This window comes from Rhizobium sp. WSM4643, from assembly GCF_025152745.1.
Lineage (GTDB): Bacteria > Pseudomonadota > Alphaproteobacteria > Rhizobiales > Rhizobiaceae > Rhizobium > Rhizobium leguminosarum_I.
Map to the genome: position 1 here is coordinate 4376670 of NZ_CP104040.1, position 23968 is coordinate 4400637.

Annotated in this window: 25 protein-coding genes, 1 tRNA gene and 1 pseudogene; 10 read left to right on the forward strand and 17 right to left on the reverse strand. The window is 60.1% G+C overall.

Features of this window, described 5'->3' with window-relative positions:
* Nucleotides 1-41: 41 nt before the first annotated feature.
* The 12 genes from N1937_RS21550 to N1937_RS21605 form a co-directional block, all read right to left on the reverse strand.
* Entirely contained in the window at nucleotides 42-245 is a 204-nt protein-coding gene (locus N1937_RS21550) for a hypothetical protein (protein WP_162114920.1), read from the reverse strand.
* A 280-nt stretch (nucleotides 246-525) separates the two neighbouring features.
* Nucleotides 526-690: a hypothetical protein gene (locus N1937_RS21555; RefSeq protein WP_017966088.1), complete on the reverse strand. Its 165-nt coding sequence runs from the start codon at nucleotides 688-690 to the stop codon at nucleotides 526-528.
* Nucleotides 691-817: 127 nt separating this feature from the next.
* A complete protein-coding gene (locus N1937_RS21560; RefSeq protein ID WP_162115022.1) occupies nucleotides 818-1006 on the reverse strand; it encodes a hypothetical protein in 189 nt (62 codons plus the stop codon).
* A gap of 128 nt (nucleotides 1007-1134) precedes the next feature.
* A complete protein-coding gene (locus tag N1937_RS21565) occupies nucleotides 1135-1917 on the reverse strand; it encodes an ABC transporter ATP-binding protein (RefSeq protein WP_170258198.1) in 783 nt (260 codons plus the stop codon).
* Complete coding sequence (locus tag N1937_RS21570) at nucleotides 1914-2747, reverse strand: ABC transporter ATP-binding protein (protein WP_162115020.1); 834 nt, start codon at nucleotides 2745-2747, stop codon at nucleotides 1914-1916. The genes N1937_RS21565 and N1937_RS21570 overlap by 4 nt, the downstream gene beginning before the upstream one ends.
* Nucleotides 2744-3679 (reverse strand): ABC transporter permease, encoded by a 936-nt coding sequence (locus N1937_RS21575; protein ID WP_170258197.1) that lies wholly within the window; start codon nucleotides 3677-3679, stop codon nucleotides 2744-2746. The genes N1937_RS21570 and N1937_RS21575 overlap by 4 nt, the downstream gene beginning before the upstream one ends.
* Nucleotides 3676-4743, reverse strand: a complete 1068-nt coding sequence (locus tag N1937_RS21580) for an ABC transporter permease (protein WP_017966083.1) — start codon at nucleotides 4741-4743, stop codon at nucleotides 3676-3678. The genes N1937_RS21575 and N1937_RS21580 overlap by 4 nt, the downstream gene beginning before the upstream one ends.
* Before the next feature lie 18 nt (nucleotides 4744-4761).
* On the reverse strand, nucleotides 4762-6405 hold the full coding sequence (locus N1937_RS21585) for an ABC transporter substrate-binding protein (RefSeq protein WP_170258196.1): 1644 nt from the start codon (nucleotides 6403-6405) through the stop codon (nucleotides 4762-4764).
* A gap of 37 nt (nucleotides 6406-6442) precedes the next feature.
* Nucleotides 6443-7501 carry a dipeptidase gene (locus N1937_RS21590; protein WP_170258195.1) on the reverse strand — a complete coding sequence of 353 codons (1059 nt, stop codon included), beginning with the start codon at nucleotides 7499-7501 and terminating at the stop codon, nucleotides 6443-6445.
* Between the two features lie 177 nt (nucleotides 7502-7678).
* Nucleotides 7679-8704 carry an ABC transporter permease gene (locus N1937_RS21595; RefSeq protein WP_162115016.1) on the reverse strand — a complete coding sequence of 342 codons (1026 nt, stop codon included), beginning with the start codon at nucleotides 8702-8704 and terminating at the stop codon, nucleotides 7679-7681.
* Nucleotides 8705-8738: 34 nt separating this feature from the next.
* Nucleotides 8739-10280, reverse strand: a complete 1542-nt coding sequence (locus tag N1937_RS21600) for a sugar ABC transporter ATP-binding protein (RefSeq protein ID WP_170258194.1) — start codon at nucleotides 10278-10280, stop codon at nucleotides 8739-8741.
* Nucleotides 10281-10349: 69 nt separating this feature from the next.
* Nucleotides 10350-11279, reverse strand: a complete 930-nt coding sequence (locus N1937_RS21605) for a sugar ABC transporter substrate-binding protein (protein WP_130662489.1) — start codon at nucleotides 11277-11279, stop codon at nucleotides 10350-10352.
* Between the two features lie 374 nt (nucleotides 11280-11653).
* Here N1937_RS21605 and N1937_RS21610 point away from each other — a divergent pair, with 374 nt between their 5' ends.
* Complete coding sequence (locus N1937_RS21610) at nucleotides 11654-12151, forward strand: DUF1993 domain-containing protein (protein WP_170258193.1); 498 nt, start codon at nucleotides 11654-11656, stop codon at nucleotides 12149-12151.
* A 6-nt stretch (nucleotides 12152-12157) separates the two neighbouring features.
* Here N1937_RS21610 and N1937_RS21615 read toward each other — a convergent pair whose 3' ends face one another.
* Complete coding sequence (locus N1937_RS21615) at nucleotides 12158-13717, reverse strand: alkaline phosphatase family protein (RefSeq protein WP_170258192.1); 1560 nt, start codon at nucleotides 13715-13717, stop codon at nucleotides 12158-12160.
* Entirely contained in the window at nucleotides 13695-14678 is a 984-nt protein-coding gene (gene galE / locus N1937_RS21620; RefSeq protein ID WP_170258191.1) for a UDP-glucose 4-epimerase GalE, read from the reverse strand. The genes N1937_RS21615 and galE overlap by 23 nt, the downstream gene beginning before the upstream one ends.
* A gap of 251 nt (nucleotides 14679-14929) precedes the next feature.
* Here galE and N1937_RS21625 point away from each other — a divergent pair, with 251 nt between their 5' ends.
* Entirely contained in the window at nucleotides 14930-15574 is a 645-nt protein-coding gene (locus N1937_RS21625) for a ThuA domain-containing protein (protein WP_260056933.1), read from the forward strand.
* Nucleotides 15575-15729: 155 nt separating this feature from the next.
* A complete protein-coding gene (locus N1937_RS21630; RefSeq protein ID WP_260056934.1) occupies nucleotides 15730-16299 on the forward strand; it encodes a GNAT family N-acetyltransferase in 570 nt (189 codons plus the stop codon).
* Between the two features lie 33 nt (nucleotides 16300-16332).
* Here the strand turns inward: N1937_RS21630 and N1937_RS21635 are convergent, their stop codons facing one another.
* On the reverse strand, nucleotides 16333-16587 hold the full coding sequence (locus tag N1937_RS21635) for a DUF2934 domain-containing protein (protein WP_222292674.1): 255 nt from the start codon (nucleotides 16585-16587) through the stop codon (nucleotides 16333-16335).
* Between the two features lie 237 nt (nucleotides 16588-16824).
* On the opposite strand from N1937_RS21635, the gene N1937_RS21640 reads away from it, so the two are divergent.
* The 3 genes from N1937_RS21640 (at nucleotide 16825) to N1937_RS21650 (ending at nucleotide 20488) form a co-directional block, all read left to right on the forward strand.
* Nucleotides 16825-18255 (forward strand): DUF6880 family protein, encoded by a 1431-nt coding sequence (locus N1937_RS21640; protein WP_222292672.1) that lies wholly within the window; start codon nucleotides 16825-16827, stop codon nucleotides 18253-18255.
* A gap of 38 nt (nucleotides 18256-18293) precedes the next feature.
* Nucleotides 18294-18851, forward strand: a complete 558-nt coding sequence (locus N1937_RS21645; protein ID WP_222292670.1) for a DsbA family protein — start codon at nucleotides 18294-18296, stop codon at nucleotides 18849-18851.
* A gap of 188 nt (nucleotides 18852-19039) precedes the next feature.
* Nucleotides 19040-20488 carry an adenylate/guanylate cyclase domain-containing protein gene (locus N1937_RS21650; protein ID WP_260056935.1) on the forward strand — a complete coding sequence of 483 codons (1449 nt, stop codon included), beginning with the start codon at nucleotides 19040-19042 and terminating at the stop codon, nucleotides 20486-20488.
* Between the two features lie 119 nt (nucleotides 20489-20607).
* Here the strand turns inward: N1937_RS21650 and N1937_RS21655 are convergent.
* Nucleotides 20608-20697: transfer RNA gene (locus N1937_RS21655), tRNA-Ser, on the reverse strand.
* 305 nt (nucleotides 20698-21002) lie between these two features.
* Here N1937_RS21655 and rplU point away from each other — a divergent pair.
* The 4 genes from rplU (at nucleotide 21003) to N1937_RS21675 (ending at nucleotide 22994) form a co-directional block, all read left to right on the forward strand.
* Nucleotides 21003-21320 carry a 50S ribosomal protein L21 gene (gene rplU, locus N1937_RS21660; protein WP_003543907.1) on the forward strand — a complete coding sequence of 106 codons (318 nt, stop codon included), beginning with the start codon at nucleotides 21003-21005 and terminating at the stop codon, nucleotides 21318-21320.
* A 34-nt stretch (nucleotides 21321-21354) separates the two neighbouring features.
* On the forward strand, nucleotides 21355-21624 hold the full coding sequence (gene rpmA, locus N1937_RS21665) for a 50S ribosomal protein L27 (RefSeq protein ID WP_003543909.1): 270 nt from the start codon (nucleotides 21355-21357) through the stop codon (nucleotides 21622-21624).
* Between the two features lie 126 nt (nucleotides 21625-21750).
* Nucleotides 21751-22407, forward strand: coding sequence for a GNAT family N-acetyltransferase (locus tag N1937_RS21670; protein WP_017966066.1), 657 nt, complete (start codon nucleotides 21751-21753; stop codon nucleotides 22405-22407).
* A complete protein-coding gene (locus N1937_RS21675) occupies nucleotides 22404-22994 on the forward strand; it encodes a GNAT family N-acetyltransferase (protein ID WP_170279958.1) in 591 nt (196 codons plus the stop codon). Before N1937_RS21670 ends, N1937_RS21675 begins: the two co-directional genes overlap by 4 nt.
* Nucleotides 22995-23040: 46 nt before the next feature.
* Here the strand turns inward: N1937_RS21675 and N1937_RS21680 are convergent.
* A pseudogene (locus N1937_RS21680) lies at nucleotides 23041-23908 on the reverse strand (endonuclease/exonuclease/phosphatase family protein).
* Nucleotides 23909-23968: the final 60 nt, after the last annotated feature.

Below are 23968 nucleotides of genomic sequence, written 5' to 3' on the forward strand. Positions count from 1 at the left end.
GAACGACACCTGGCAAGCGATGCAAACGGGTTAAGCCCTGGTCAGGACACGGCCCGACGGGTGATCGAGACCATCGATAACCTCTCCGCGAAAGCCATGTCGAAAATTTGGACATCCTTGGGAAAATTCAAGTCGGCAGGCATTCCCCGCCGCCCGGCGAGCTTGTCTGGGCGGTGGGAAATGACGAAAATGCCTGGTTCCGGCAATGCAAGAGCTGTTCGATTCCAGAAAAACGAAAGACGCATGATTGCCTCACCATGCTGGCGTCAGTCTGGGCGGCCGGCCCACGCCGTTTGCGCTCAAGATCAAGGCCTTCGTGGGACGCTTCAGATGGCGTAAAAAAATAGAGAAGAATGATGATGGGGGATCGGAATGCCGATCAACCATAACAAAATGCCTCTCGTGATCACTCTCCTTTTGACATTTGAGTGCCAGGAGAATGCCGAGACAAATTGAATGGTCCGGAATTCAATAGAGGCGGAAACCGCCGCAGCGCCGGCATCTGCCGACGCTTCATCCGCCGGATTACCCGACGACGCCGCAAACCATGGCGACCACGAACAGGAACGCCGCGGTGAAGATCGCGCCATGGAGCACCGTCTGAAGCCTGTGGCGCTTGGTGAGCGGCTTCTTGGTCGGCACGGAACCATACTGGTTCACGTGAGCATGCGAAATACCCAGATCTGCCATATGTCGCCTCCGTTGTTCTCGTGCGGCCGGTTGTGCGGCTCGCGCTTATATTCGTATTTTCTCTATCAAGTAGGTAGAGATAAATTTCCGTCCAGAGGGAGCGGAAGAGAAAATTCAACCAGCCCTTTTAGCAGAGCGTGCGCCATGCCCAGATCAATGAGCGCTCGACGGCGTTCTCGTTCTGCGACGGGTTGGAGGAACTCTCGATCAGCCGACGGTCCTTTTCCGCAGGAATGGATGCCGAAATCTGTTCCCGGCGATCGGCTCTCACAGGAGGATCGAGGTAACCCATGGTCATCCCACCGAGAAAGAACATGCATCAACCTCCACCGATCACGAAAGCTAACAGTCGTTAACGGGATCATGACAGAAGCGAGGCAGCTGTCAATAGTCTAGTTGAATGGTCGTCTTTTAAGAAAACATTATCCTTAACACCGCCGCCAATCATTTCTTTTCAAAGGTTTGAAAAGGTTGGCTTTCAGCCTTGACGAAACCCTTGCTCGCGATCATCAAATTTCTCGTATAGTCCTCATGAACAGCGCCTCCAGCCAGCTCTTGCGAGCTTAGCCGCTCGACGACGGCGCCGTTGCGCATTACCGCGAGCCGTTCGCACATATGGGTGACGACACCGAGATCATGGCTCACCATCACGAAGGTGAGCTTGCGGTCGCGTCGGATCTCTTCCAGCAGGTTCAGCACCTCGGCCTGCACCGAGGCGTCGAGCGCCGATGTCGGCTCGTCGAGCAGCAGGATCGACGGTTCGACGATCAGCGCCCGGGCGATCGCCACGCGCTGGCGCTGGCCGCCGGAGAGCTGGTGCGGGTAGCGGAAGCGGAAACCATTGCCGAGGCCGACCTCGTCGAGCGCTCGGGCGATGCGCTTCTCGCCGTCGGCGATGCCGTGGATTGCAAGCGGTTCGAGCAGAAGCCGGTCGATCGTCTGGCGCGGATGCAGCGAACCATAAGGATCCTGGAAGACCATTTGCACGCGCCGGTAGAAGACTTTGCTTCGCTTCGAACCTTTCAACGCTTCACCGTCGATGTTGATCGCGCCGCTGCTCACCGGCGCAAGTCCGGCAACGGCCCGCAACAAGGTCGATTTTCCCGAGCCGGATTCGCCGACAAGACCAAAGGATTCGCCGCGTTCGACGGCGATGCTGACATCCTTCAATGCATGAAAATGATCGTAAACGACACTCAGATCGTCGATCTCGAGAGCTGCGCTCATGCCGCCCACTCCGGTTTTCGGTCGAGCACCGGCAGCGGGTGGCGGTTCGCGCCGATCTCGGGCATGCAGTTCAGCAGCCCCTGCGTATAGGGATGCCGCGCATGTTTGAGATCGGCGGCCGCCAGCTCCTCGACGATCTTACCGGCATACATGACGATGACGCGGTCGCAGAAGGAGGAAACCAGCCTCAGATCGTGGGAGACGAAGATCAGCCCCATGCCGCGCTCGGACACGAGCTTGTCCATGATCCTCAGCACGTCGAGCTGCACCGTCACGTCGAGCGCCGAGGTCGGCTCGTCGGCAATCAGCAGCTCAGGCCCGGCAATCAGCATCATGGCGATCATCGCACGCTGCCCCATGCCGCCCGAAACCTCGTGCGGATGCAGGTCGAAGACACGTTTCGGGTCGCGGATCTGCACCGCTTCCAGCATGGCGAGCGCGCGCTCGCGCGCCTCCGCCTTGCCGACCTTCTCATGCGTGCGCAGCGTTTCGCAGATCTGCCGTCCGATCGACATGACGGGATCGAGCGAATATTTCGGATCCTGCAGGATCATGGCGATGCGCTTGCCGCGCAGCCTGCGCCTTTCGCCGGCAGACGCATTGATCAGATCGATGCCGTTGAAATCAAGCCTGTCGGCCGTGACGACGCCGTGTTTCGGCGTCAGGCCCATGATTGCCCGGCCGGTCTGCGACTTGCCGGAACCGGATTCACCGACGATGCCGAGTCTTTCCTTGCCGAGCGTAAAGGAGACGCCGCGCACGGCCTCGATCAGGCCGGTGCGCGTGGGGTAGCTGACCTTGAGCTTGTCCACCGTCAGAAGTGTTGTCATTGGCCGCTCTCCTTGGGATCGAGCGCGTCGCGCAGGCCGTCGCCGAGGAGATTGAAGCCGAGGCTGACGATGAGGATGGCGATGCCGGGCATCGCCGCGACCCACCATTGATCGAGGATGAAACGCCGTCCCGAGGCAATCATCGCACCCCATTCCGGCAGCGGTGGCTGCGCCCCCAGACCGAGGAAACCGAGACCGGCCGCCGTCAGGATGATGCCCGCCATGTCGAGCGTCACACGCACGATCAGCGAGGAAATACAGAGCGGCATCACATGGCGCACGACAATGCGAAGCGGCGAGGCTCCCATCAGCTTCACCGCCGAAATATAGTCGGAACGCCGGACCGTCAGCGTCTCGGCGCGCGCGATACGGGCATAGGGCGGCCAGGACGTGATCGCAATCGCGATGATCGCGTTCTGGATGCCGGGCCCGAGCGCCGCGACGAAGGCGAGCGCCAGCACCAGCTTCGGGAAGGCGAGGAAGATATCGGTAATCCGCATCAGCGTCGCATCCACCCAGCCTCCGGCATAACCGGAGACCGTGCCGACGATCAGCCCGATCGGCGCCGAGATGATGGCGACGAGCGCGACGACGAGCAGCGTCAATCGCGATCCGTAGATCAGCCGCGAATAGATATCACGGCCCTGGTCATCCGAACCGAGCCAGAATTCCCCCGTGCCGGGCGGCAGCAGGCGGGCATTGCGCAGATCGCCGACCACCGGATTATGCGTGGCGAGCACATCGGCAAAGGCGGCGATGAAAAGCAGCGCCACGATGATCAGCAGGCCGACGACGGCGAGCCTGTTGGCCGTGAACTGCCGCCATGTGACATAGGCACGACCGAGGCGGGCCTGCAGGCGCGATTGCGGCCGGTCGGAAAGCAGCCATTCGCGGCGGCTCATCGCAGGAGATGGGCTGGCATTGGCCGTCATCGGTTTCGCGTCCTCGGGTCGAGCGTCCGGTAGAGAAGATCGGACAGAAGGTTGATACCGATGAAGATCGTACCGATGACGATCGTGCCGCCAAGAACGGCGTTCATGTCGGCGTTCTGCAGCGAATTGGTGATGTAGAGCCCGATGCCCGGCCAGGAAAAGACCGTCTCGGTCAGCACCGATCCTTCGAGCAGGCCGGCATAGGAAAGCGCAATCACGGTAACGAGCGGCACGGCGGCATTGCGCAGCGCATGGCCCCAGATCACCCGTGTTTCCGAAAGCCCCTTGGCGCGCACGGCGACGATATATTCCTGGGAAAGCTCGTTCAGCATGAAGCTGCGCGTCATCCGGCTGATATAGGCGAGCGAGAAATAGCCGAGCAGGGATGCAGGCAAGATAATGTGGCGGAACACGTCGTAGAAGACATCCCACTGCCCCTGCCAGGCGCTGTCGAAGAGGTACAAGCCGGTGATCGGCGTGAACGTGTATTCGAAGACGATATCGATCCGGCCTGGAAAGGCCACCCAGCGCAGTTGCGCATAAAAGATGACGAGCGAAATCAGCGCCAACCAGAAGATCGGTACCGAATAACCGACAAGGCCGATGACGCGCACGACCTGGTCAACGATACTGCCGCGGCGCACCGCGGCGAGAACGCCAAGCGGCACGCCGACGACGGCGCCGATGATCGTTCCAAGCGTTGCCAGCTCGACCGTCGCCGGCAGAGCGCGGCGAATATCGACCATCACGGGATTGGTCGTCAGTACCGAATTGCCGAAATCGCCGGAGAGGATGCCTTTGATATAGATGAAGAACTGCTGATAGAGCGGCAGGTTGAAGCCCATTTCCTGGCGAACGCGCTCGACGACATGATGGGGCGCGCGATCGCCGAGGATGGCGAGCACGGGATCGATCGGCACGACGCGGCCGATGAAGAAGGTGACGGCCAGCAGGCCGAGATAGGTGGTGACGGCGGCAAACAGAAACCGCCCTAACGCCTTTGCGAAGGCGCTAGCACGGCCCTTTCGGGGCCGCGCCTCCTGCATTGTTTCGACGGTGCTCAAGCGACCAATCCTGCCGGACTATTCCTTGGCGATCGGACCGACGAAATTGGTGTCGAAACTCGGACCCAGTTTGAAGCCCTTCAGGTTCTTGCGGTAGCCGGCCACCTCGATCTGCTGGAAGATGAAGACGAAGGGGCTGTTTGACAGGTACTTCTTCTGGATATCCTGGTACATGGCGGCGCGCTTGGCGGCGTCGCGTTCGAGAAGTGCTGCCTTCGCTTCCTTGTCGAGCTCCGGCGCTTCCCAGGTGTTGCGCCATGCGAGCGTCTTCACCGTGCCGGCATCGGAATTGTCGGGATTACTGGTAAAGGTATCGGCATTCGAATTCGGGTCGAAATAGTCCGAACCCCACTGGCCGATATACATGTCGTGGGTGCGGGCGCGATATTTGGTCAGCGTCTGCTTGCCGTCGCCGGGGATGATGTCCATCTTGACGCCGGCCTGGGCCAACGTCTGCTGCATGGATTCGGCAATACCCGTCACCGGCTGCGTGTTGCGCACATCCATGGTGATCGAGAAACCATCGGGTACGCCGGCCTTGGCAAGCAGTTCCTTGGCCTTGGCGACATCGAGCTTGTAGGGATTCTCGTCGAGCGCGCCGAGCTGGCCCTTCGGCAGGAAGGTCTGGTGGATCTCGCCGATCCCCTTGATCAGCGTTGCGCCGATCGCATCGTAGTCGACCAGGTATTTGAAGGCTTCCTGGACTTCCGGCTTCTTCAGGTTCTCGTTCTTGTTGTTCAGACTGACATAATAGATCGTGCTCTTCGGCGCACTCGTTGTCGCCAGATCGGCATTCTTCGAAATGGCATCGAGGTCACCCGGCTCGAGGTTGCGGGCGATATCGATATCGCCGGCTTCGAGCGCCAGCCGCTGGGCCGAACTTTCCTTCATGTAGCGGTAGATGACGCGGTTGAGCTTTGCCTTGTCGCCATAAAAATTGTCGTTGCGCTCCAGCACGACGACTTCGTTGGCGCGCCATTCGCGCATCTTATAGGCGCCGGAGCCGGCATAGCCGGTCTTCAGCCATTCATTGCCGAAGTCGTTGTCGTATTTGTGCTCGGCATCCGGCGTCACCGCCTTCACATGCTCCAGCACCAGCTTCTTGTCGACGACGGAAGCGACAGTTGCTGTCAGGCAGTTGAGCACGAAGCTCGGCGCATAGGCCTTGTCGACCGTGAAGACGAAAGTGCCGGCATCGGCCGCCTTGGCTTTTTCCGTGACGTTGTCGCCGGTCAGGCCGAACTGGGTGAGGATGAAGGCCGGGCTCTTGTCGAGCTTGACGGCGCGCTCGAACGACCAGGCAACGTCTTCGGCGGTGATCGGGTTGCCGGAGGCGAATTTCAGGCCTGATTTCAGCTTGAACGTATAGGTGAGACCATCATCGGAAACGCTCCAGCTCTCGGCCAGATCGCCCTTCACCTTCGACGTATCGTCCATGTCGAGACGAACAAGCAGGCTGTAGCTGTTGGTGGTGATTTCAGCCGTCGAAAGCTCGAAAGCCTCGCCCGGATCCATCGTGATGATATCGTCGATGGCAAATCCTTCGACCAGCGTATCCTTCGGCGTCTCGGCGAAGGCCGAGGGTGCAGCCATCATCAGGAGCGAAAGAGCGGCCCCTCCAGAAAGCATGCGAAAATTGCGGCTGAGTTTGGTCATCATCATGGTCTGTTCCCTTGTTTTTTGTTTTGATACGAAAGGCTTAGGCGTGGTCCTCCAGCCAAGCTTGGGCCAGAATGCGAAGCCAGTTTTCACGGGCAAGTTTTGCCAGGTCGGCGTCAGCATAACCAACCTCTCTGAGAGCGGCAATCAGCTTCTGATTGCCCGCGGCATCACCGATTTCTTCAGGAATGGTGGCCCCGTCGAAGTCCGATCCGAGCGCCACGCAGTCGATGCCGATGCGGTTCACGAGATAGTCGATATGGCGGATCATGTCGGCAAGCGGCGTATCGCTGTCCGAGCGGCCGTCGGCACGCAGCATGGCGGTCGCATAATTGATACCGACGAGCCCGCGGCTTTCGCGGATCGCATCGAGCTGCCTGTCCGTCAGGTTGCGCGCGACCGGCGTCAGGGCGTGGGCATTGGAATGGCTGGCGACCAGCGGCTGGTCCGTCGTCTTCGCCACGTCCCAGAAACCGTTCTCGGTGATATGAGCGAGGTCGATCAGGACGCCGAGGCGATTGCATTCCCTGACCAGCGCGAAGCCGGCAGCGGTAAGGCCCGGCGCCGTGTCCGGCGACATTGGGAAGGCGAAGGGCACCCCGTGACCGAAGACATTGTGCCGGCTCCAGACAGGCCCGAGCGACCGCAGCCCCGCCGCGTAGAATACCTCGAGCGCCGAAAGATCGGCGCCGATCGCCTCGCAGCCTTCCATATGCATGACGGCGGCGAAAATGTCGTCCGCCATGGCGCTGCGGATATCCTTCACCGTCCGGCAAAGCCGCCAGGCGCCGGCCTGATCGAGGCGCAGCGCGATCGCCGCCATTTCATTGGCGATGGCAAGGGAAGGCAGCGGATCAAGAGGGGCCGCCATCGGCGTGATATAGCGACCGCTGGCATCCGGATCGGCGAAGACGAGATCGCCCGAGGGAATGTAGATGGCGCAAAGACCGCCCGAAAGACCGCCCTCTCTGGCCCGACGCGCATCGATATGGCCGACCGTCGTGCCGTCTACGAACTCCGCGATCGGGTCACTGCCGTCTTTTGAATGTGTCCAGAGTCGAAGGAGAACGTCGTTGTGACCGTCAAATACGAATTGCATCTGTCTTCCTGCGCTGCCCTACTGCCTAATTCCTTAAATCGGAATCGATTGGAGGGCGAATGAAGCGGCAGAATAGAAAAGCTGACGGAATTCGCCACTTCTTTTTTAGAAATTCGTCGGCGCTGAAAACGAAACGGGGGCCGAAGCCCCCGCAAGAAAACCATCGCATGCCAGAGATCAGTGTTTGCGGCGTTTCTTCTGTCTGTAAACGTCGATGACAACAGCCGCGATGATGATGAGACCCTTGACGATCTCCTGGTAATAGGCGTCGATCCTGAGAAACGTGAAGCCGGAGGTCATGACGCCGAGAATGATGGTGCCGATGACGGTGCCGGTGATGCGCCCGACGCCGCCGGTGAGCGAGGTGCCGCCGATGACGGTCGCGGCGATCGCGTCGAGTTCATAGCCGACGCCCATGCTGGCCTGTGCGGTTTCCGCGCGTGCCGCCGTGACGATACCGGCAAGGCCGGCAAGCAATCCGGCAATCACATAGACCTTGACGAGATGCGCCTCGATGTTGATGCCGGAAACACGCGCAGCCTGCGGGTTCGCGCCGATGGCATAGGTGAATTTTCCATAACGCGTATAGCGCAGCGCAATATGAAAGATCAGCGCAACGACCAGGAAGACCACAACCGGCCAGGCTTTCGTTCCGATGAAATGAAACTGTTCGGTGATCCCAGAAACCGGCTGCCCCTTCGTATACCACTTCGCCACACCTCTGGCCGAAACGAACATGCCAAGCGTTGCAATGAACGGCGGGATCTTCGTGTAGGCGATGAGCGCGCCGTTCGCGAGACCTGCGGTCGCCCCGATCAGCAGACCAACGATGATCGGCACGAAAGCCGGCAGGTCGGTCAGCGAGGGAAAAACGGCTCGTCCCCAGGTCGAGGACTGGGCGAAGCTTGTTGCGATCATCGCCGTCATGCCGACGACCGAACCCGACGAAAGGTCGATGCCGCCGGTGATGATGACCTGCGTGACGCCGACGGCGATGATGCCGATGACGGAGACTTGCAGGATCATGATCGTCAGACGCTGCGAATTCATCAGGAAGCTTTGGCCGATGAACATCCAGCCGAGCACTTCGTAGATGAGCGCGATGCCGACGAGCACGAGGAAAATGCTGAGCTCCGTCGGTATGCGCCGCCGCCTTTGCCGGGTTGCGAGCGGAGCCGCACCCTCTGCTGCCTTGGTAGTCATGTCAAACCTCCCTTGGGAAATCGCCGGCAGCGCATCACTGCGCAGCCAGTTCCATCACCTTGATCTGCGTTGCTTCGTCGCGATTGAGGAAACCGGTCACGCGTCCCTCGTGCATGACCATGATGCGGTCGCTCATCCCGAGAACTTCGGGCATCTCGGACGAGATCATCACCACCGCCACGCCATTTCGCGCCATCTCCGTGACCAGCCGGTGGATTTCCGCCTTGGCGCCGACATCGATGCCGCGGGTCGGCTCGTCGAGAATGAGGATGCGCGGATCGGTGAGCAGCCAGCGCCCGATCAGCACCTTCTGCTGATTGCCGCCCGAAAGATTTTCTACCCGCTCGTAAAGATTGGGCGTTTTCACGCGCAGCTTTTTTGCCATGTCTTCGCAGGTTGCCTCGACTGCGCCCTGCTGCACGAAGCCGCCCTTGACGTATTTGTCCTGCAGAACGGCGATCTGCATGTTCTCGAGAATATCGAGGATCAGCAGGCAGCCGGTATCTTTCCGGTCTTCGGTCAGGAAAGCCATCCGATTGCGGATGGCCTCGGTCGGCGAAGAAATGGCCGTCGGCTTGCCGTAGAGCTCGATCGAGCCGGAGCTTGCCGGTGTCACCCCGAACAGCGTTTCGGCGACATTCGACCGGCCGGATCCAACGAGGCCGGCGACGCCGAGGATTTCGCCGGCTCTCACTTCGAACGAGACGTTGGTGAAGACGCCCTTGAGACACAGATCCTTGACGGAGAGCACGACCTCGCCGATCGGCACCTCTTCCTTGGGAAACATCTGGGTGATCTCGCGCCCGACCATCATGCGAATGATGTCGTCGCGGGTGACGTCGGTCGAGGCATGCGTGCCGATATATCGGCCGTCGCGGAAGACGGAGAACTCGTCGGCGATCTCGAAAAGCTCGTTCATCTTATGGGTGATGTAGACGATGCCGATGCCCTGGGCCCTGAGATCGCGGATAATACGGAAAAGATGCTCGACCTCGCGCTCCGTCAGCGCCGAAGTCGGCTCGTCCATGATCAGCACGTCGGAATTGTAGGAAACCGCTTTGGCGATCTCGACCATCTGCCGGTTGGCGACCGACAGGAACCGGACCTCGATATCGGGATCGATTGATATATTGAGCCGAGTAAACAATTCCTCGGTCATGCGGTGCATCACGCCGTGATCGATGAAGCCGAAGCGGTTCTTCGGTTCGCGCCGAATCCAGATATTTTCGGCGACCGTCATGAACGGCATCAGGTTGAGTTCCTGATGGATCATGGCAATCCCGTTTTCCAGTGCGTCGAGCGGAGATTTCAGCTGGATCTCGATCCCTTTCAGCCGAATATCGCCCTTGTCGGGCGTATAGATGCCGGCGAGGATCTTCATCAACGTCGATTTGCCGGCGCCGTTTTCGCCCATCAACGCATGCACGGAGGCGCGCTTCAGCCGGAACTGCACGTCGTCAAGTGCGACGACGCCAGGAAATTCCTTGCGGACACCCTCGGCGCTCAAGAGATATTCCGCATTCGGGACGGCGCCGCTTGCACGAACGGCGGCCATGGTTGTCGGGCTGACGGCCATATCATCTCCTCCAGATACGGGTAGGCGAAAAGGATGCGGGCAAAGCCCGCATCCTCTGTGGCATTCGTCTCAGTTCTTGGTGACGAAGTCCTTGACGTTGGCAGGTGTGACGAGCTGGAAGGGAATGTAGACCTTCTTGTCGATCTTTTCGCCCTTGGCGAGCTTGAGCGCTGCATCGAGAGAGCCCTTGCCTTGGCCGGCGGCATCCTGGAACACCGTGACGTCGAGATCACCGGCCTGCATGGCGGCAAGCGCGTCCTGCGTGGCGTCGACACCGCCGACGACAACCTTGCTCATATCCTTGCCGGCTGCCTTCAGCGCCTGGAGGGCGCCGATGGCCATTTCGTCGTTGTTGGAGATCACGGCGTCGAATTCGATACCGCTGGAGAGCCAGTTGGTCATCAGGTCGGCGCCCTGGGTGCGGTCCCAGTTGGCCGTCTGCTCTTCGACGATCTCCAGGCCCTTGCATTCATCCGTCTTGATGACGTCGTGAACGTCCTGGGTCCTCATGCGCGCAGCCTGGTTGGAAAGCTCGCCCATGATGACGACGGCCTTGCCCTTGCCGCCGAGAATGCGGCAGATTTCCTTGGTTTCCAGCGTGCCGGATTCCTGCTCGTTGGATGCAACGAAAGCCTGCTTCTCCGGCAGCGTGTCGACGTTAACCGGCTGGCGGTTGACGTAAACCAGCGGAATGCCGGCATCGGCCGCGAGCTTCGACATTGCCGTGGTCGCATCGGTATCGACAGGGTTGACGATGATCGCATCGACCTTGGAGGCGATGAAATTCTGGATCTGGCTCTGCTGCTTGGAAACGTCGTTCTGTGCGTCTTCGACCTGCAGCGTCACGCCGCTCAGTGTCTTTGCATAATCGGTCATGCCATTGCGCAGAACGGTCAGGAAATTGTCGTCGAATTTCGCCATCGAGACGCCGACCGTTTCTGCGTGAGCGGCCGTCGACATGACGAGCGCCATCGCAGTGCCCAGGATAAACTTTTTCATTTTCACTTCCTCCACAAAGCGGTGCCCGGCTGCACCCTCCTCACGCCGGAGCTCCAGGCATTTGCTCTGAAGCCGCAATTCACCGCGCTACCTCTCCCGCAGCGCTCCGCAAAACGGAACAAACAAACCGTCAAATCTGTTCTGCGGAATATTCATTCCATTTTCTGGGAACGGCGTCAAGTATCTTTAACAGCGACGAGATATGGATGAAGGCGCAATGCCATGCGGGCGTCAGGACCGACGCCCGCATTGTCGGTGTTGTGAAAGACGAAACGAGCATCCATCTATGCAGGGTCGAAGGCAGGCTCACGGCCGCAGGCGCCTTCGACCTCTCGCCGCGACCCGATTATTTGAAGATTTTGGAGACAGGACACATGTCTATTTCGATGCATCGCCTCACCGTTCCGATGTTCCAGCGCGGCCTCGCCAGCCTGAAAACCTACCTCGACAAGGCCGAAGCCTATGCGAAGGAAAAGAATATCGATCCGGCTATATTGATTGCCGCTCGCCTCGCGCCCGACATGCTACCGCTCTCCGGCCAGTATCAGCGCGCCAGCGACACCGCCAAATTTGCGCTCGCCCGCCTGACGGCGACCGATGCCCCGAAATTCGAGGACAACGAAACGACATTCGACGACCTGCGTGAGCGCCTGGCAAAGACCGGCGCCTATCTCGCCGGCTTCTCGGCGGAGGCATTGGAAGGCACTGAAACCCGCCAGATCACCCTACCGGGAAAGAGCGGTATCGTACTGCCGGGTGACGAATATATCGCCACCTTCGCCCTGCCGAACTTCTATTTCCACGTCGCGACGGCCCACGCCATCCTGCGCAACCAGGGTGCGCCGATCGGCAAACGCGATTATCTCGGCTAAGTAATATTAGGGCCGGTGCCTCACCGGCCCTCTTTCCGTCAGCTCGGTATAGGCGAGCGTCTGATCGAGGTGGCGTGCTCGGAGCGACAGCAGCTTTTCGGCATAGTCGAGCCGCACCGCCGCATAGGCTGGATCCGCTGCGACATTATTGAGCTCCATCGGATCGTCGGCAAGATTGAAGAGCAGCGGCGGCAAAGCGGTAAAATGCACATATTTGAACCGCGCGTCGCGGATCACCGCGAGATTGCATTCGTTGGGCCGCAGCCGGAAATGCTGCTCGGCCTCGCCATGCGCAATGTCGCGGAAATCGAATTCCCAAAATGCCGCATCCCGCCAGCCGTCTCCGCTCCCACCCCAGACAAACGGCATCAGCGACCGGCCATCGAGCCCGTTCTTCGCGTCGATGCCGAGCCTTTGGCAAAGGGTCGGAAAAATATCCGCAGCGCTGGTGAAATTGTCGACGACCCCGCCCGCAGCACTGCTTGCGGGATCGCGAATGACAAGAGGAATATGATAGCTGCCGTCAAAGAAGCCGCCCTTGCCGAGCATCCAGTGATCGCCCGCCATCTCGGCGTGGTCCGAGGTGAAGATGATGAGCGTATCGTCCCAGGCGCCCGCATCCTTGAGAGCCTGCCAGATGCGGCCGAGCTGTGCATCGACCTCTGATATCATCCCGTAATAGATCGCCCGGATCGCGGCGAAATCTTCGGCGTTCCAGCCGCTAAGCGGCCCGGTTGCACCGTGAATGAAGTTGCCCTTGTCGGAGCGTGGCATGGCATAGGCGAGATAGGGGTGACTGTTCTGTTCCGCTTCGCGGTTTGCCGCGCGCGCAAAAGCCGGTCCCTCGCCCGGCGTGAACATTCGGTTGAACGGTTCCGGCACGGAGAACGGCGGATGCGGACGTAAGAAAGAGACATGCGCGAACCACGGCCTGTCCTGTTCGCCCATCCAGCGGATGAACTCGCCGGCCAGAAAAGCCGTCTGGGTCTCGTCGCGCGAATAGGCCGGCGACGCATCCGAAATGTCTCCGGCTCCAGCACCGACCGGAATATGGATATCGCGGCTGACGGCATCCGCATGGCTGCGGGACCTGAGCCAGGAGAGCCATTGTTTCTCATGCTCCGGCAGAAGCTGGCGGGCGGTAAAGCCCGGCAGCACGCCTTCATAACTCGTCAGATGCGGATCGCCGGCATCCATCCCGCGCGGATCGGGCGCCGTATCCGTGTAGCCGAACAGCGTCGGGTCGTATCCCGCCCGCCGGGCCGCCAGCGCCAGATTGTCGAAGCGGGCATCGAGCGGCGAACCGTTGCGGCAGACGCGGTGGTTCATCTGATAGAGACCGGTATAGAGCGTGGCCCGCGCCGGTGAGCAGGGTGCTGCCCCCGCATAATGCCGCTGGAATAGCGTGCCTTCCCGCGCCAGCGCATCAACACCAGGCGTCTTTACGCAGGCATGACCGACAGCCGACAGGCAATCGCCGCGCCACTGGTCCGCCGTGATCAGCAGGATGTTCGGCCGGCGCGCTTTCTCAATGCCGGTTGGCTCAATGCTGGTTGGATTTTGCATGCCAGTCCCAGGCGGAGCGGATGATCTCGGACAGATCATACTGCGGCACCCAGCCGAGCACGTCACGCGCCTTGTCGTTATTGGCGACCAGCGTATGCGAATCGCCTTCGCGACGGCCGATATATTCGACCGGGAAAGGCCGGTTCGACACATCCTCGATAGCGTCGAGCAATTCCTTGACCGTCGTGCCGGTGCCGGTGCCGAGGTTGAGCGCGACGGATTGGCCGCCCTTCAGCAGATATTCGACGGCGCGCACATGCGCATCGGCAAGATCCAGCACATGGATATAGTCGCGCACGCAGGTGCCGTCGCGGGTCTCGTAATCGCTGCCGAACACCTTGAAACCCTGGCGGCGGCCGAGCGCCGCGTCGATCGCCAGGGGTATCGCATGCGTTTCCGGCTGGTGCCATTCGCCGATCCGGCCCTCGAAATCGGCGCCGGCCGCATTGAAATAACGCAGCACCACCGAGCGCAGGCTTCTGTACTGGTCGTAATCGGCAAGCGCCTGCTCGACGATATATTTCGTCCGCCCGTAGGGATTGATCGGCACCTGCCGGTGCGTCTCGTCGAGCGGCACGCTCTGCGGCAGGCCGTAGGTCGCGCAGGTGGAGGAGAAGACGAAGGCATTGACGCCGGCGGCCTGTGCCGCCGAAAGCAGCGTCAACGTGCCGATCACATTGTTCTCGTAGAAGGAAACCGGATCCTTGACCGATTCGCCGACCTCGATCAGTGCCGCGAAATGCAGGATCGCCGCCGGCTTGTGTTTTGCCAGCACCTCATCCAGCCGGGCGCGATCGCGAATATCGCCCTCTTCGGCCGGCCCCCATCTGACGAACTCGCGATGGCCGTTCGAAAAATTGTCGAAGACGACAGGCGTATAGCCCTTGTTCGCCAGGTCGAGGCACGTATGCGAGCCGATATAGCCGGCACCGCCGACGACAAGAACCGTTTCACCTGCCATGCACCACCCTTATTATTCAGTGAGAGATGGAAGAAACCTAGACGAGATACACGTCAATAAAAAGAAGGAACTGCAATCGGCGTCAATGGACAATACGTCAAATGCCGAAGTCGCCCCATTCGTGCGGTTTGTGCCGGATCAGCAAATAGTCTTGAATTATTCGCGTGATTTGCACGGTCGCCCGATCTAATGGGCTTCCCACCACCAAGTGATGATCAACGGTCTGCAGCTATAAAGCAGGGAGAGCGCGAATGAGGAAGGCATTGATCGTTTGGGGCGGCTGGCAAGGCCATGAGCCGGAGCAATGCGCTCAGATTGTCGCCGATCTGCTGCGCGAGGACGATTTTACGGTCGAAGTGACCGGCGATCTCGGCGTGTTCGGATCTTCGACGCTAGCGAAAGCCGATCTGCTGGTGCCGATCATCACCGGCGAAAAGCTTGAGAAGGAACATGCCGCTGCCCTCGTCGAAGCCGTGCGCGGCGGGCTCGGGCTTGCCGGCCATCACGGCGCGCTCGCCACGTCCTTCAAGGAAAGCGCGCCTTTCCGCTATGTCTCCGGCGTCACCTGGGTCGCCCATCCCGGCAACATCATCGACTTCCGCGTCGCCGTCACCCGCCAGGACGACCCCGTCATGGAGGGCATTCCGGACTTCGACTATCGTTCGGAGCAATATTACCTCCACTATGATCCCACAGTCGAAATCCTTGCGACGACCACCTTCACCGGCGCCTACGATCCGGCAGCCCGCAATGTGGTGATGCCCGTCGTCTTCAAGCGCCATTTCGGTGCCGGCCGCATCTTCTATTCCGCCCTCGGCCATGTCGCAGCCGAATTCGACCATCCCTATATGCCCCTCATCCTACGGCGGGGCCTGAGCTGGGCCGCACGCCAGTAGCGCCAGGACGATCTCCCTCGAACGAGGAGCGGCGGCGACAGCCCAACGATGTCGGCGGCTGAAAAACGAGCGTTCAAGCTGGAGGGCAGCCGCGCCTGATCGGCCAGCACGGTCGACCGCTTGCCGATCGTCCGCCTGCGCCATAATTTAGCCGAATGCAGGATCGCTTGTCTTTCTTTCCCGCCACCACCGACCGCCTGGCCCATATAGAAGCGGTCTTCGACGATTGCGCCGACGGCCGGAATTGTCGCTGCGCCTACTGGTATCGTCCGAATGCCGACTACAAGGCAGGATGGGGCGAGGGAAATCGCAACTGGTTCCGGAGCATGGTCGACGAACCGCGCCCGCCCGGCATTCTCGGCTATCACGAGAATGAGCCGGCCGTATGGTGCGGCGTCGCGCCGCGCGTCGTGTTCGATCGGCTGCGCCGCTCAAAACCCTTCGCGCCGGTCGATGACAGGCCGGTCTGGTCGATCAATTGCTTCATCGTCCGCAAGCCGTTCCGGCGGCAGGGATTTTCGCGATTATTGCTGAACCATGCGGTCGAATTTGCGCGGGCAAACGGCGCCGAATGTCTCGAAGCCTACCCCGTCGACCAGGCTGCCCGTGCTTCGAACGGAGCCGAGCTTTATCCGGGAACGCTCTCGATGTTTCTGGATGCCGGTTTCGTCGAAGTGGCAAGACGCCTGCCCGCAAGGCCGGTGGTCCGCCTGGAATGCGCTTGAATATGTCGGCAGCTCAGGAATTGGCAATACGGTCTACCGAGCCGCTTTGATCTGCCGGTCGTTATCGACGCCGGGGGCGGCCCCGTCATAGATCCGCATCAGCCGCCCGGCTGCCTTCAGTTTCTCGATGAGATCGTTTCCATCAGGCGAAGCCCTCGTCAGCTCCAGCTGTTCGAACTCCCTCAGCGCCTGTGCCCAATGGCTTTCCCCGCGCCCATCCGGCCTGCCTTCCAATTCCCATAGTGAATAAGCGCGCTGGCTGACCCAGGCGTCTCTATTATGACTCATGACCAACCCCAGCGGAAAATTTGGAAGCAATATTCGACAGGCAACAAGGTGCCAAAACCGGCTTTAGGAGTCGTTACGAGGCAGCGTTAGTTTTTAGCTAACGGCCATGATTCGGCGAGACTAACCGGGGATAAAGTCATACGAATTCGCGGTGCGATATGGCTGCACCCCTCGCTCGGCACCTTGGACTGATTTGAATACCGAGTTAGGGTCGGCGCGAAACGATAGCGGTGACCTATGGCAGCAAAGACGACTCTCAACGCGAAAAACCTGGAAGCTCTCGGTGCACAACGTCTCGCCGAACTGCTGATCGAAATCAGCACCGGCAGCGCCGCCCATAAACGGCGGCTTCGCATGGAACTGGCCGGCAATCAGGGCAGCACCGAGGTCGCGCGTGAGATCCGCAAGCGCCTCGGCAGCATCGCACGAGCGCAGAGCGTCATCGAATGGCACAAAGTAAAAGCCGTCAACGCGGACCTCGAAACGCAGCGATCCGCGATCGTCACCGTCGTGGCCGCCAATGATCCGAAGGAAGCGTTCGATCTCATCTGGCAATTCCTTGCCGTTGCCGATTCGATTTTCCACCGATCCAACAGCAGCGACATCGCCTTCACGGAGACGTTCCATCAGGCATGCGCCGATGCCGGCATCATCGCCAGGTCCGCGGGAATCGGTATCGATGTCCTTGCCGATAAGGTCTTCACGGCATTGCAGGATAACGACCACGGCCAATATGACCCGCTGATCGCCGAGATGGTTCCGGCGCTGGGCAAGGATGGCCTTGAACGTTTGAAGGGCCTCCTGGTGCAATGGTTGCACGAAGCGGAGGAGGAGCCTGCCGGTGCCGACCGGAAAATTCTCGGCTGGGGCGGCAGCGAAGCGAGCTACCTGAACGAGATCTACGCCAAGCATCGGCAACAGGCGGCGCGCATCGCTCTGCAGGACATTGCCGATGCCCAGGATGATGTCGATGCCTTCATCGCTCAGCAGCCGGAAGAGACCTTAAGGATGCCGATGGTCGCGATCGCAATTTCCGACCGCTTGCTCTTGGCTGGACGCGCCGAGGAAGCATTGAGGATTTTGGACGGCGTCGACCACCGGTTCGAAATGCCTTTTGAATGGCAGGAAGCCCGCGCGGAGACGCTCGAAGCGCTCGAACCGGGGGAGGAAGCGCAGGCTTATCGATGGCAATGCTTCGAGCAGTCGCTGAACGGGGAGCACCTTCGCGCTTTCCTGCGAAAGCTCGCCGACTTCGACGATATCGAGGCCGAGGAGAAGGCATTCGCCTTCGCGCACGGCTTTACGGATGTTCATCGAGCCCTTGCCTTTTTCCTCGCCTGGCCCGCACACGCCGAGGCCGCGAAACTCGTCTCCAGGCGTCAGTCGGAACTGGACGGCGACCTCTACGAGCTGATGACATCGGGCGCCGAAATGCTGCGGGAGAAACATCCACTCGCGGCAACCATGCTGCTACGGTCGATGATCGGCTTCGCCCTCGATAACGGCCGATCCAGCCGTTACAAGCATGCCGCGCGTCATCTGGCGGAATGCGCCTCGCTCGCGCCTCACATCGACGATTTCGGCAGCGCCCGGCCTCACGACGCCTATGTCGCCGAGCTGAAGCGTCAACACGGAAACAAGCATGGCTTCTGGAGCCTGCTGCGTTAGGCCGAATAGCCAACCTGCTCAACGAAAAGGACATCGCAATGACCGGAACCGCGTGGCGTGCCGATCCGCTGACCTGGGGCAATGGCCCGCGCATCTTCGAGATCTTTCTCGAGCCGACCTGCCCTTACTCCGTCAGGGCGTTCGGCAAACTTGATGCGTTGCTCAGCCAAGCCGGCGAAGATAAGGTCACTGTAAAAATCCGTCTGCAATCGCAGCCCTGGCACATGTATTCCGGCGTGATCGTCCGCTGCATCATCGCGGCCTCGACGCTGGAAGGCGGCAAGGAGACGGCAAAGAAGGTCATGGCCGCCATCGCCGCACATCGAGAGGAATTCGAATTCGAGCGTCATGCCGGCGGCCCGAATATGGATGTGACGCCGAACCAGATCATCGAGCGCCTGGAAGCCTACAGCGGCATCAAGCTGAAAGAAGCCTTCGCCATCCCGGATCTCGACCGGGAGATCAAATGGCACTGCAAATATGCCCGCCAGAACGGCATCCACGTCTCGCCGACCTTCATGATCGACGGGCTGGTGCAAGCCGACATGAGTAGCGGCGATGAGGTCGGCGTCTGGGTGAAGAAGGTGCTGGGCTGACGCTGGCTGCGCGAGGAGTTAGCGTATTCGCAAAACCCTGCTCCGTTCACGGCCTTGTGTCAGCAGGGTTCATTCGGTAGGATCGAGGCTGGAAATCTACAGCGGCGCGTTCGAGTATTTAGGTTATTGGGAGCTCGATCCCGGTGGCGCACTGAAATCCGCTCGTAGTGCCTGCGGACAAGTTGATCATGACTGGCGTCGACGATCGGCTTCTCGAAAGCAAGATGATCCAGATCGAGCAGGCTCGATCCTGGAGCCCACGCGTGATCTCTAAGTTCGAAGCGCTGATCAGGGACGGCAACGACCTCTCCCTTTATCGTGTCAATCCGCTGGCGTTTGCACGTGACCGCGCGATAACTGACACGGAATCCATTGACCTGTTCCTCCATGCCGCCCGATGCGGCTTGTTCGAAATGACCTGGGATGTGCTTTGCCCCCAATCTGGAATGGTGCTCGACAGCTTTGGCGCCTTGCGCACGCTCAAGACCCATTATGTCTGTGGCTTGTGCGACGTATCGGGCGAGACCGACCTCGATGACTTCATCGAAGTTACATTCTCCGTATCACCACATCTTCGGCGGCTGCCGTTTCATGATCCCGACTCGCTCTCGGTCGAAGACTTCCACTGGAAGCTTCGCTTCGCCAATGACGGGAGGCTGCCCGGCCAGCAAGCTCGGTTTCTCGACTACCTGCGCGGATTGGTCCGCGGCCTCACCTACCTGCCGCCGAGCTCGAGCGTCACGCTCCGGGCGGAGCTCGGTCCTGGTGTTCTCTCCGGCGTGAATGTCCAAACGCAAGCCGCCTTCATGACGCCGATATCAGGTGAGCCGGCCACGGCGCCCACGCTGCTACGGGTCAGGTATGATGGGCAACGCTTTTCCCCGGCCTTGGCCGTTTTACCGCCGGGGCCGTGTATTATCGAGGTGGAAAATACCGGACCCGTTCGTGGCTCGCTGCTTTTGATAAATTGGCCGCCCGAGGTGGCAGCCCTGACAATCAAGCCGCAGCTCGAATTCGAGCCGTATATCTCCGGCGGGATGTTGCTGGCAAGGCAGACCTTCAGGCGCCTGTTCCGATCCGAGCGCGTCGACGAGCGGGAAGGGCTCGGCATTCGCCAGGTGACTTTCCTCTTCACAGACCTAAAAGGTTCGACGGCTCTGTATGAGCGCCTGGGCGACCTGAACGCCTACGCGTTGGTGAGGGAGCATTTTGCTCTTCTCGAATTGACGGCACAGCAACATTCCGGCGCCATCGTCAAGACGATCGGCGACGCGGTAATGGCCGTCTTCTCTCGTCCAACCGACGCGGTTTCGGCGGCATTGCAGATATTGAAGGAAATCGAGCGCTTCAATCTCGAACATGGTGAGCCGGGCATCATCCTCAAAATCGGAGCACACTGCGGGCCATCGATTGCTGTCACACTAAACGATAATCTCGATTATTTTGGTCAGACCGTAAATGTTGCCGCACGCGTGCAATCTCTGGCGGATGCGGGCGAGATTTGTATCTCGGAAGCGCTCTATACGGCGCCAGGTGTCATTCATCTCCTGGCCGACCACCATGTTGTGGAGTTTGGCTCCTCGCTCCACGGAGTTGAGGGCAATGCTTCTGTGTATCGGATCGTCAACGGACCGTAACCACCTGCGTCGACCTCAAGGGGACAGGTTGCTTCAGCCGCGCCGCAGATGTGGTCGTGCAATCAAATGTGACGCACGTTAAAACCGCACGTGCACCATCATATGACAATTATGTTTGATGGCGGAGAGGGTGGGATTTGAACCCACGATACCCTTGCAGGTATGCCGCATTTCGAGTGCGGTGCATTCGACCACTCTGCCACCTCTCCGCGGTCTGGTCGGCGCTTGTTCGGCGCGGGCGTTCTCATAACGGGCAAATGACAGGCTGGCAAGCCGAAAAGTCGAAGCATTCCATCCTTTTGCCTTGACAGCTTTTTGTCCCTCGGCTATCTCGGCTGCGCAATAGGTTTGGAGAAATCCGCGCCTAGCTGGTCCTGCGCTTGCGCGGGGCTTCACCGGCAGGACGAGTTCGAGGATTAGACCTCTGAAATCCCTGCTTAACTTCGACTGATAAAAAGACGGCCACCTTGCTCAGTCAGCGAGGAGAGCTGGAACGAACATGAAAGGATAAAAAATGTTCGCAGTCATCAAGACCGGCGGTAAGCAGTACCGTGTGGCAGCCAACGACGTGCTGACCATCGAAAAACTGGAAGCTACCGCTGGCGACTCCATTGAATTCACCGAAGTGCTCGTGATCGGCGAAGGCGCCGACGCTGCGATCGGTGCGCCCTTCGTAACCGGCGCCTCTGTCAAGGCAGAAGTCGTCGAACAGAACCGCGGCAAGAAGGTCATCGCCTTCAAGAAGCGCCGCCGTCAGAATTCGAAGCGTTCGCGCGGCCATCGTCAGCATCACACGGTCGTCCGTATCACGGACATCGTGGCTGCCAAGTAAGATCAACGGGACAAGGTTTTAAAGGAGAACTCCAATGGCACACAAAAAAGCTGGCGGTTCATCGCGCAACGGTCGCGATTCTCAGTCCAAGCGCCTTGGCGTGAAGAAGTTCGGCGGCGAAGCCGTCATCGCAGGCAACATCATCGTGCGTCAGCGCGGTACTGAGTGGCATCCGGGTTCCAACGTCGGCCTCGGCAAGGATCACACGATTTTTGCGCTTACCGCCGGCAATGTGAACTACCGAACGAAGGCCAACGGTCGCGTCTACGTGTCTGTCATGCCGAAAGCGGAAGCAGCGGAATAAGCCGGTAGCGCTCAAAAACAGCCGGCGTCTCATCGACCCGGCTGGCCGTATCAGGTTCAGTCTAGAAAACAGGGGAGATGGGGCGCCATCTCCCCTTTTTCTTTACCCCTCAAGGAGGACTGAACCATGCAAGGCGAATTGTTAAGGGCAGACCAATCACGGTCTCCCCGGGAAGACCAGCGGTCTTCCGAAGAACGGCTGAGGCCGGAACGGTTAAGGACCGATTGCCCTGTCTTGTTATCGGAAAGGCTCGTCATGCGCGCGCCCCACGAAGAAGACATCGACGCCCTTGCCCATCTCGCCAACAACGCCAAAGTCGCCACCATGGTATCGCGTATGCCGCACCCTTATACCGCCGATGATGCTGCTGACTTCGTGCGTCGCACGAAAAATGGCGATATTGGCAAGTGCGTCTATGCGATCACCAAGGCCGAAAACGGCGCCTTTATCGGCTGCTGCGGCGTCGAGCCGCATGCGGACGGCAGAACCGTCGAGATCGGCTACTGGCTGGGCGAGCCCTATTGGAACAAGGGTTATACCACCGAGGCCTGCCATGCCCTGGTCGATATGGTGTTCAGGACCCGTCAGGACGTCGATCAGATCGACGCTCGTTGCCGGGTCATGAACGTCGCCTCGCGCCGCGTCATCCAGAAGTGCGGCTTCCAGTTCCAGGGTTCGGGGCTCGCCGCCTCGCTGGCGCTCGGCAGCAACGTGCCGGTCGAATGGTACAGGCTCGACCGCAAGACCTGGATGTCCCTCCGAAGCTGGGGGAACATCGCATGAGCACGACTGCGCTGCAAAGGCCGGAGGCCAAGCCGATGATGCCCGGCCCCGCGCCTGTTATCTCGACCGCCCGGCTGACGCTCCGCCCCCACAGGCTGAGCGATGCGCCTGCGATCGCGGAATCGCTCTCCGATTTCGCGGTCACGCGCATGCTGTCCCGTGTACCCGCGCCGTTCGACCGGCAGGATGCGCTGGACTGGCTGATCCCGGTCACCTCGGGCACCCTGCCCGACTGGCCGTTGGCGATCACCGATAAGGACGATGTCCATATCGGCAACGTCTCGATCGAGCTGCGCCACGGTCGCTGGCACCTCGGCTACTGGCTGAACCGCTACTACTGGCGGCGCGGCTATATGAGCGAGGCGGTGGCGGCCATCATCGAGCGTTTCTCGCGCCGCATGCCGGAGACGCCGGTTCATTCCGGCGTTTTCGCCGACAACCCGGCTTCGCTGCGACTGCAGGAGAAGCTCGGTTTCCGCATGACGGGTTGCGGCGAAATCTATTGTTTCGCCCGCAACACCATGGTGTCGCACATCGAAACCGTGCTGCAGTCAGGTATGTTGCAGCCGCCGCGAAAGATGGCGTGATTAAACCCGAGACGTCGCCGCACCGGCGGCGTCTCCATCAATTCCATCAATCGCCGATCTCGACCCATACGGGGAAATGATCGGAACCGACGGACAGCGTATCGATCCGGGCGGATTTCAACCGGCTCTGCAGGCCGCAACTGACGAAGCAGTAATCGAGATGCATGCGTTTGCCGTGATCTTCGGGATCCATCCAGCTGTAGCTCCCCGGAGAGTAAGCCTCCAGCGCCGCAAAGGCGTCGACCGGCGTGCCGATCCTCGCCACACGGCCATAATATCCGCCGCCAGCACCGGCGAGCGCGCAATATTCCGGCGATTCCGGCTCCATGTTGAAATCGCCCATGATCAGGTAATCCTCCGGCAGCGGCGGCTCCGGCAGATCGAATTCGCCGCCCCCCCGTCAGCGACCCACCCTCCTGGACGAAGGCATTGAGATGCGTGTTCAAGAATTCCAATTGGCGGATGCGCTCGTCGGCGGAGACATGGTCGAGATGCACGCAGTAGACGCGGATCGCACCGCCGGGTGCTGCGATCACCGCCTCGGTCGCGCCGCGCTGCGGGTTGATCTTGCCGATCGTCCGGCTGCGCGGCAGAAGCAGCGTTCGGGTCGAGACGATCGGCCAACGCGACAGCACCATGTTGCCGAACTGAAAACGGGTGCCGGGCACCGGCTGCAGCCCGCCTTCGACCGGCTCGATATGCATGTCGCAGGCCGGCCCATACACCCAGAAATGGTCGGGAAAGAAGCCTGCAATATCGGCCGCCATGTCGGCAAAACCGTTGCGGGAGAAGCCGCGGGTCACCTCCTGCAGCGCGATGACATCGGCTCCCTCGAGGCTCCGGGCAATGCGCGCCAGATCGTACCTGCCGTCGAGACCGAAGCCGTACTGTATGTTATAGCTCGCGAAATTCACGATAATCTTTGACCTCCGTCGGAACCGCCTATATCGAATGGGCCAAGACGGGCCGTCCAA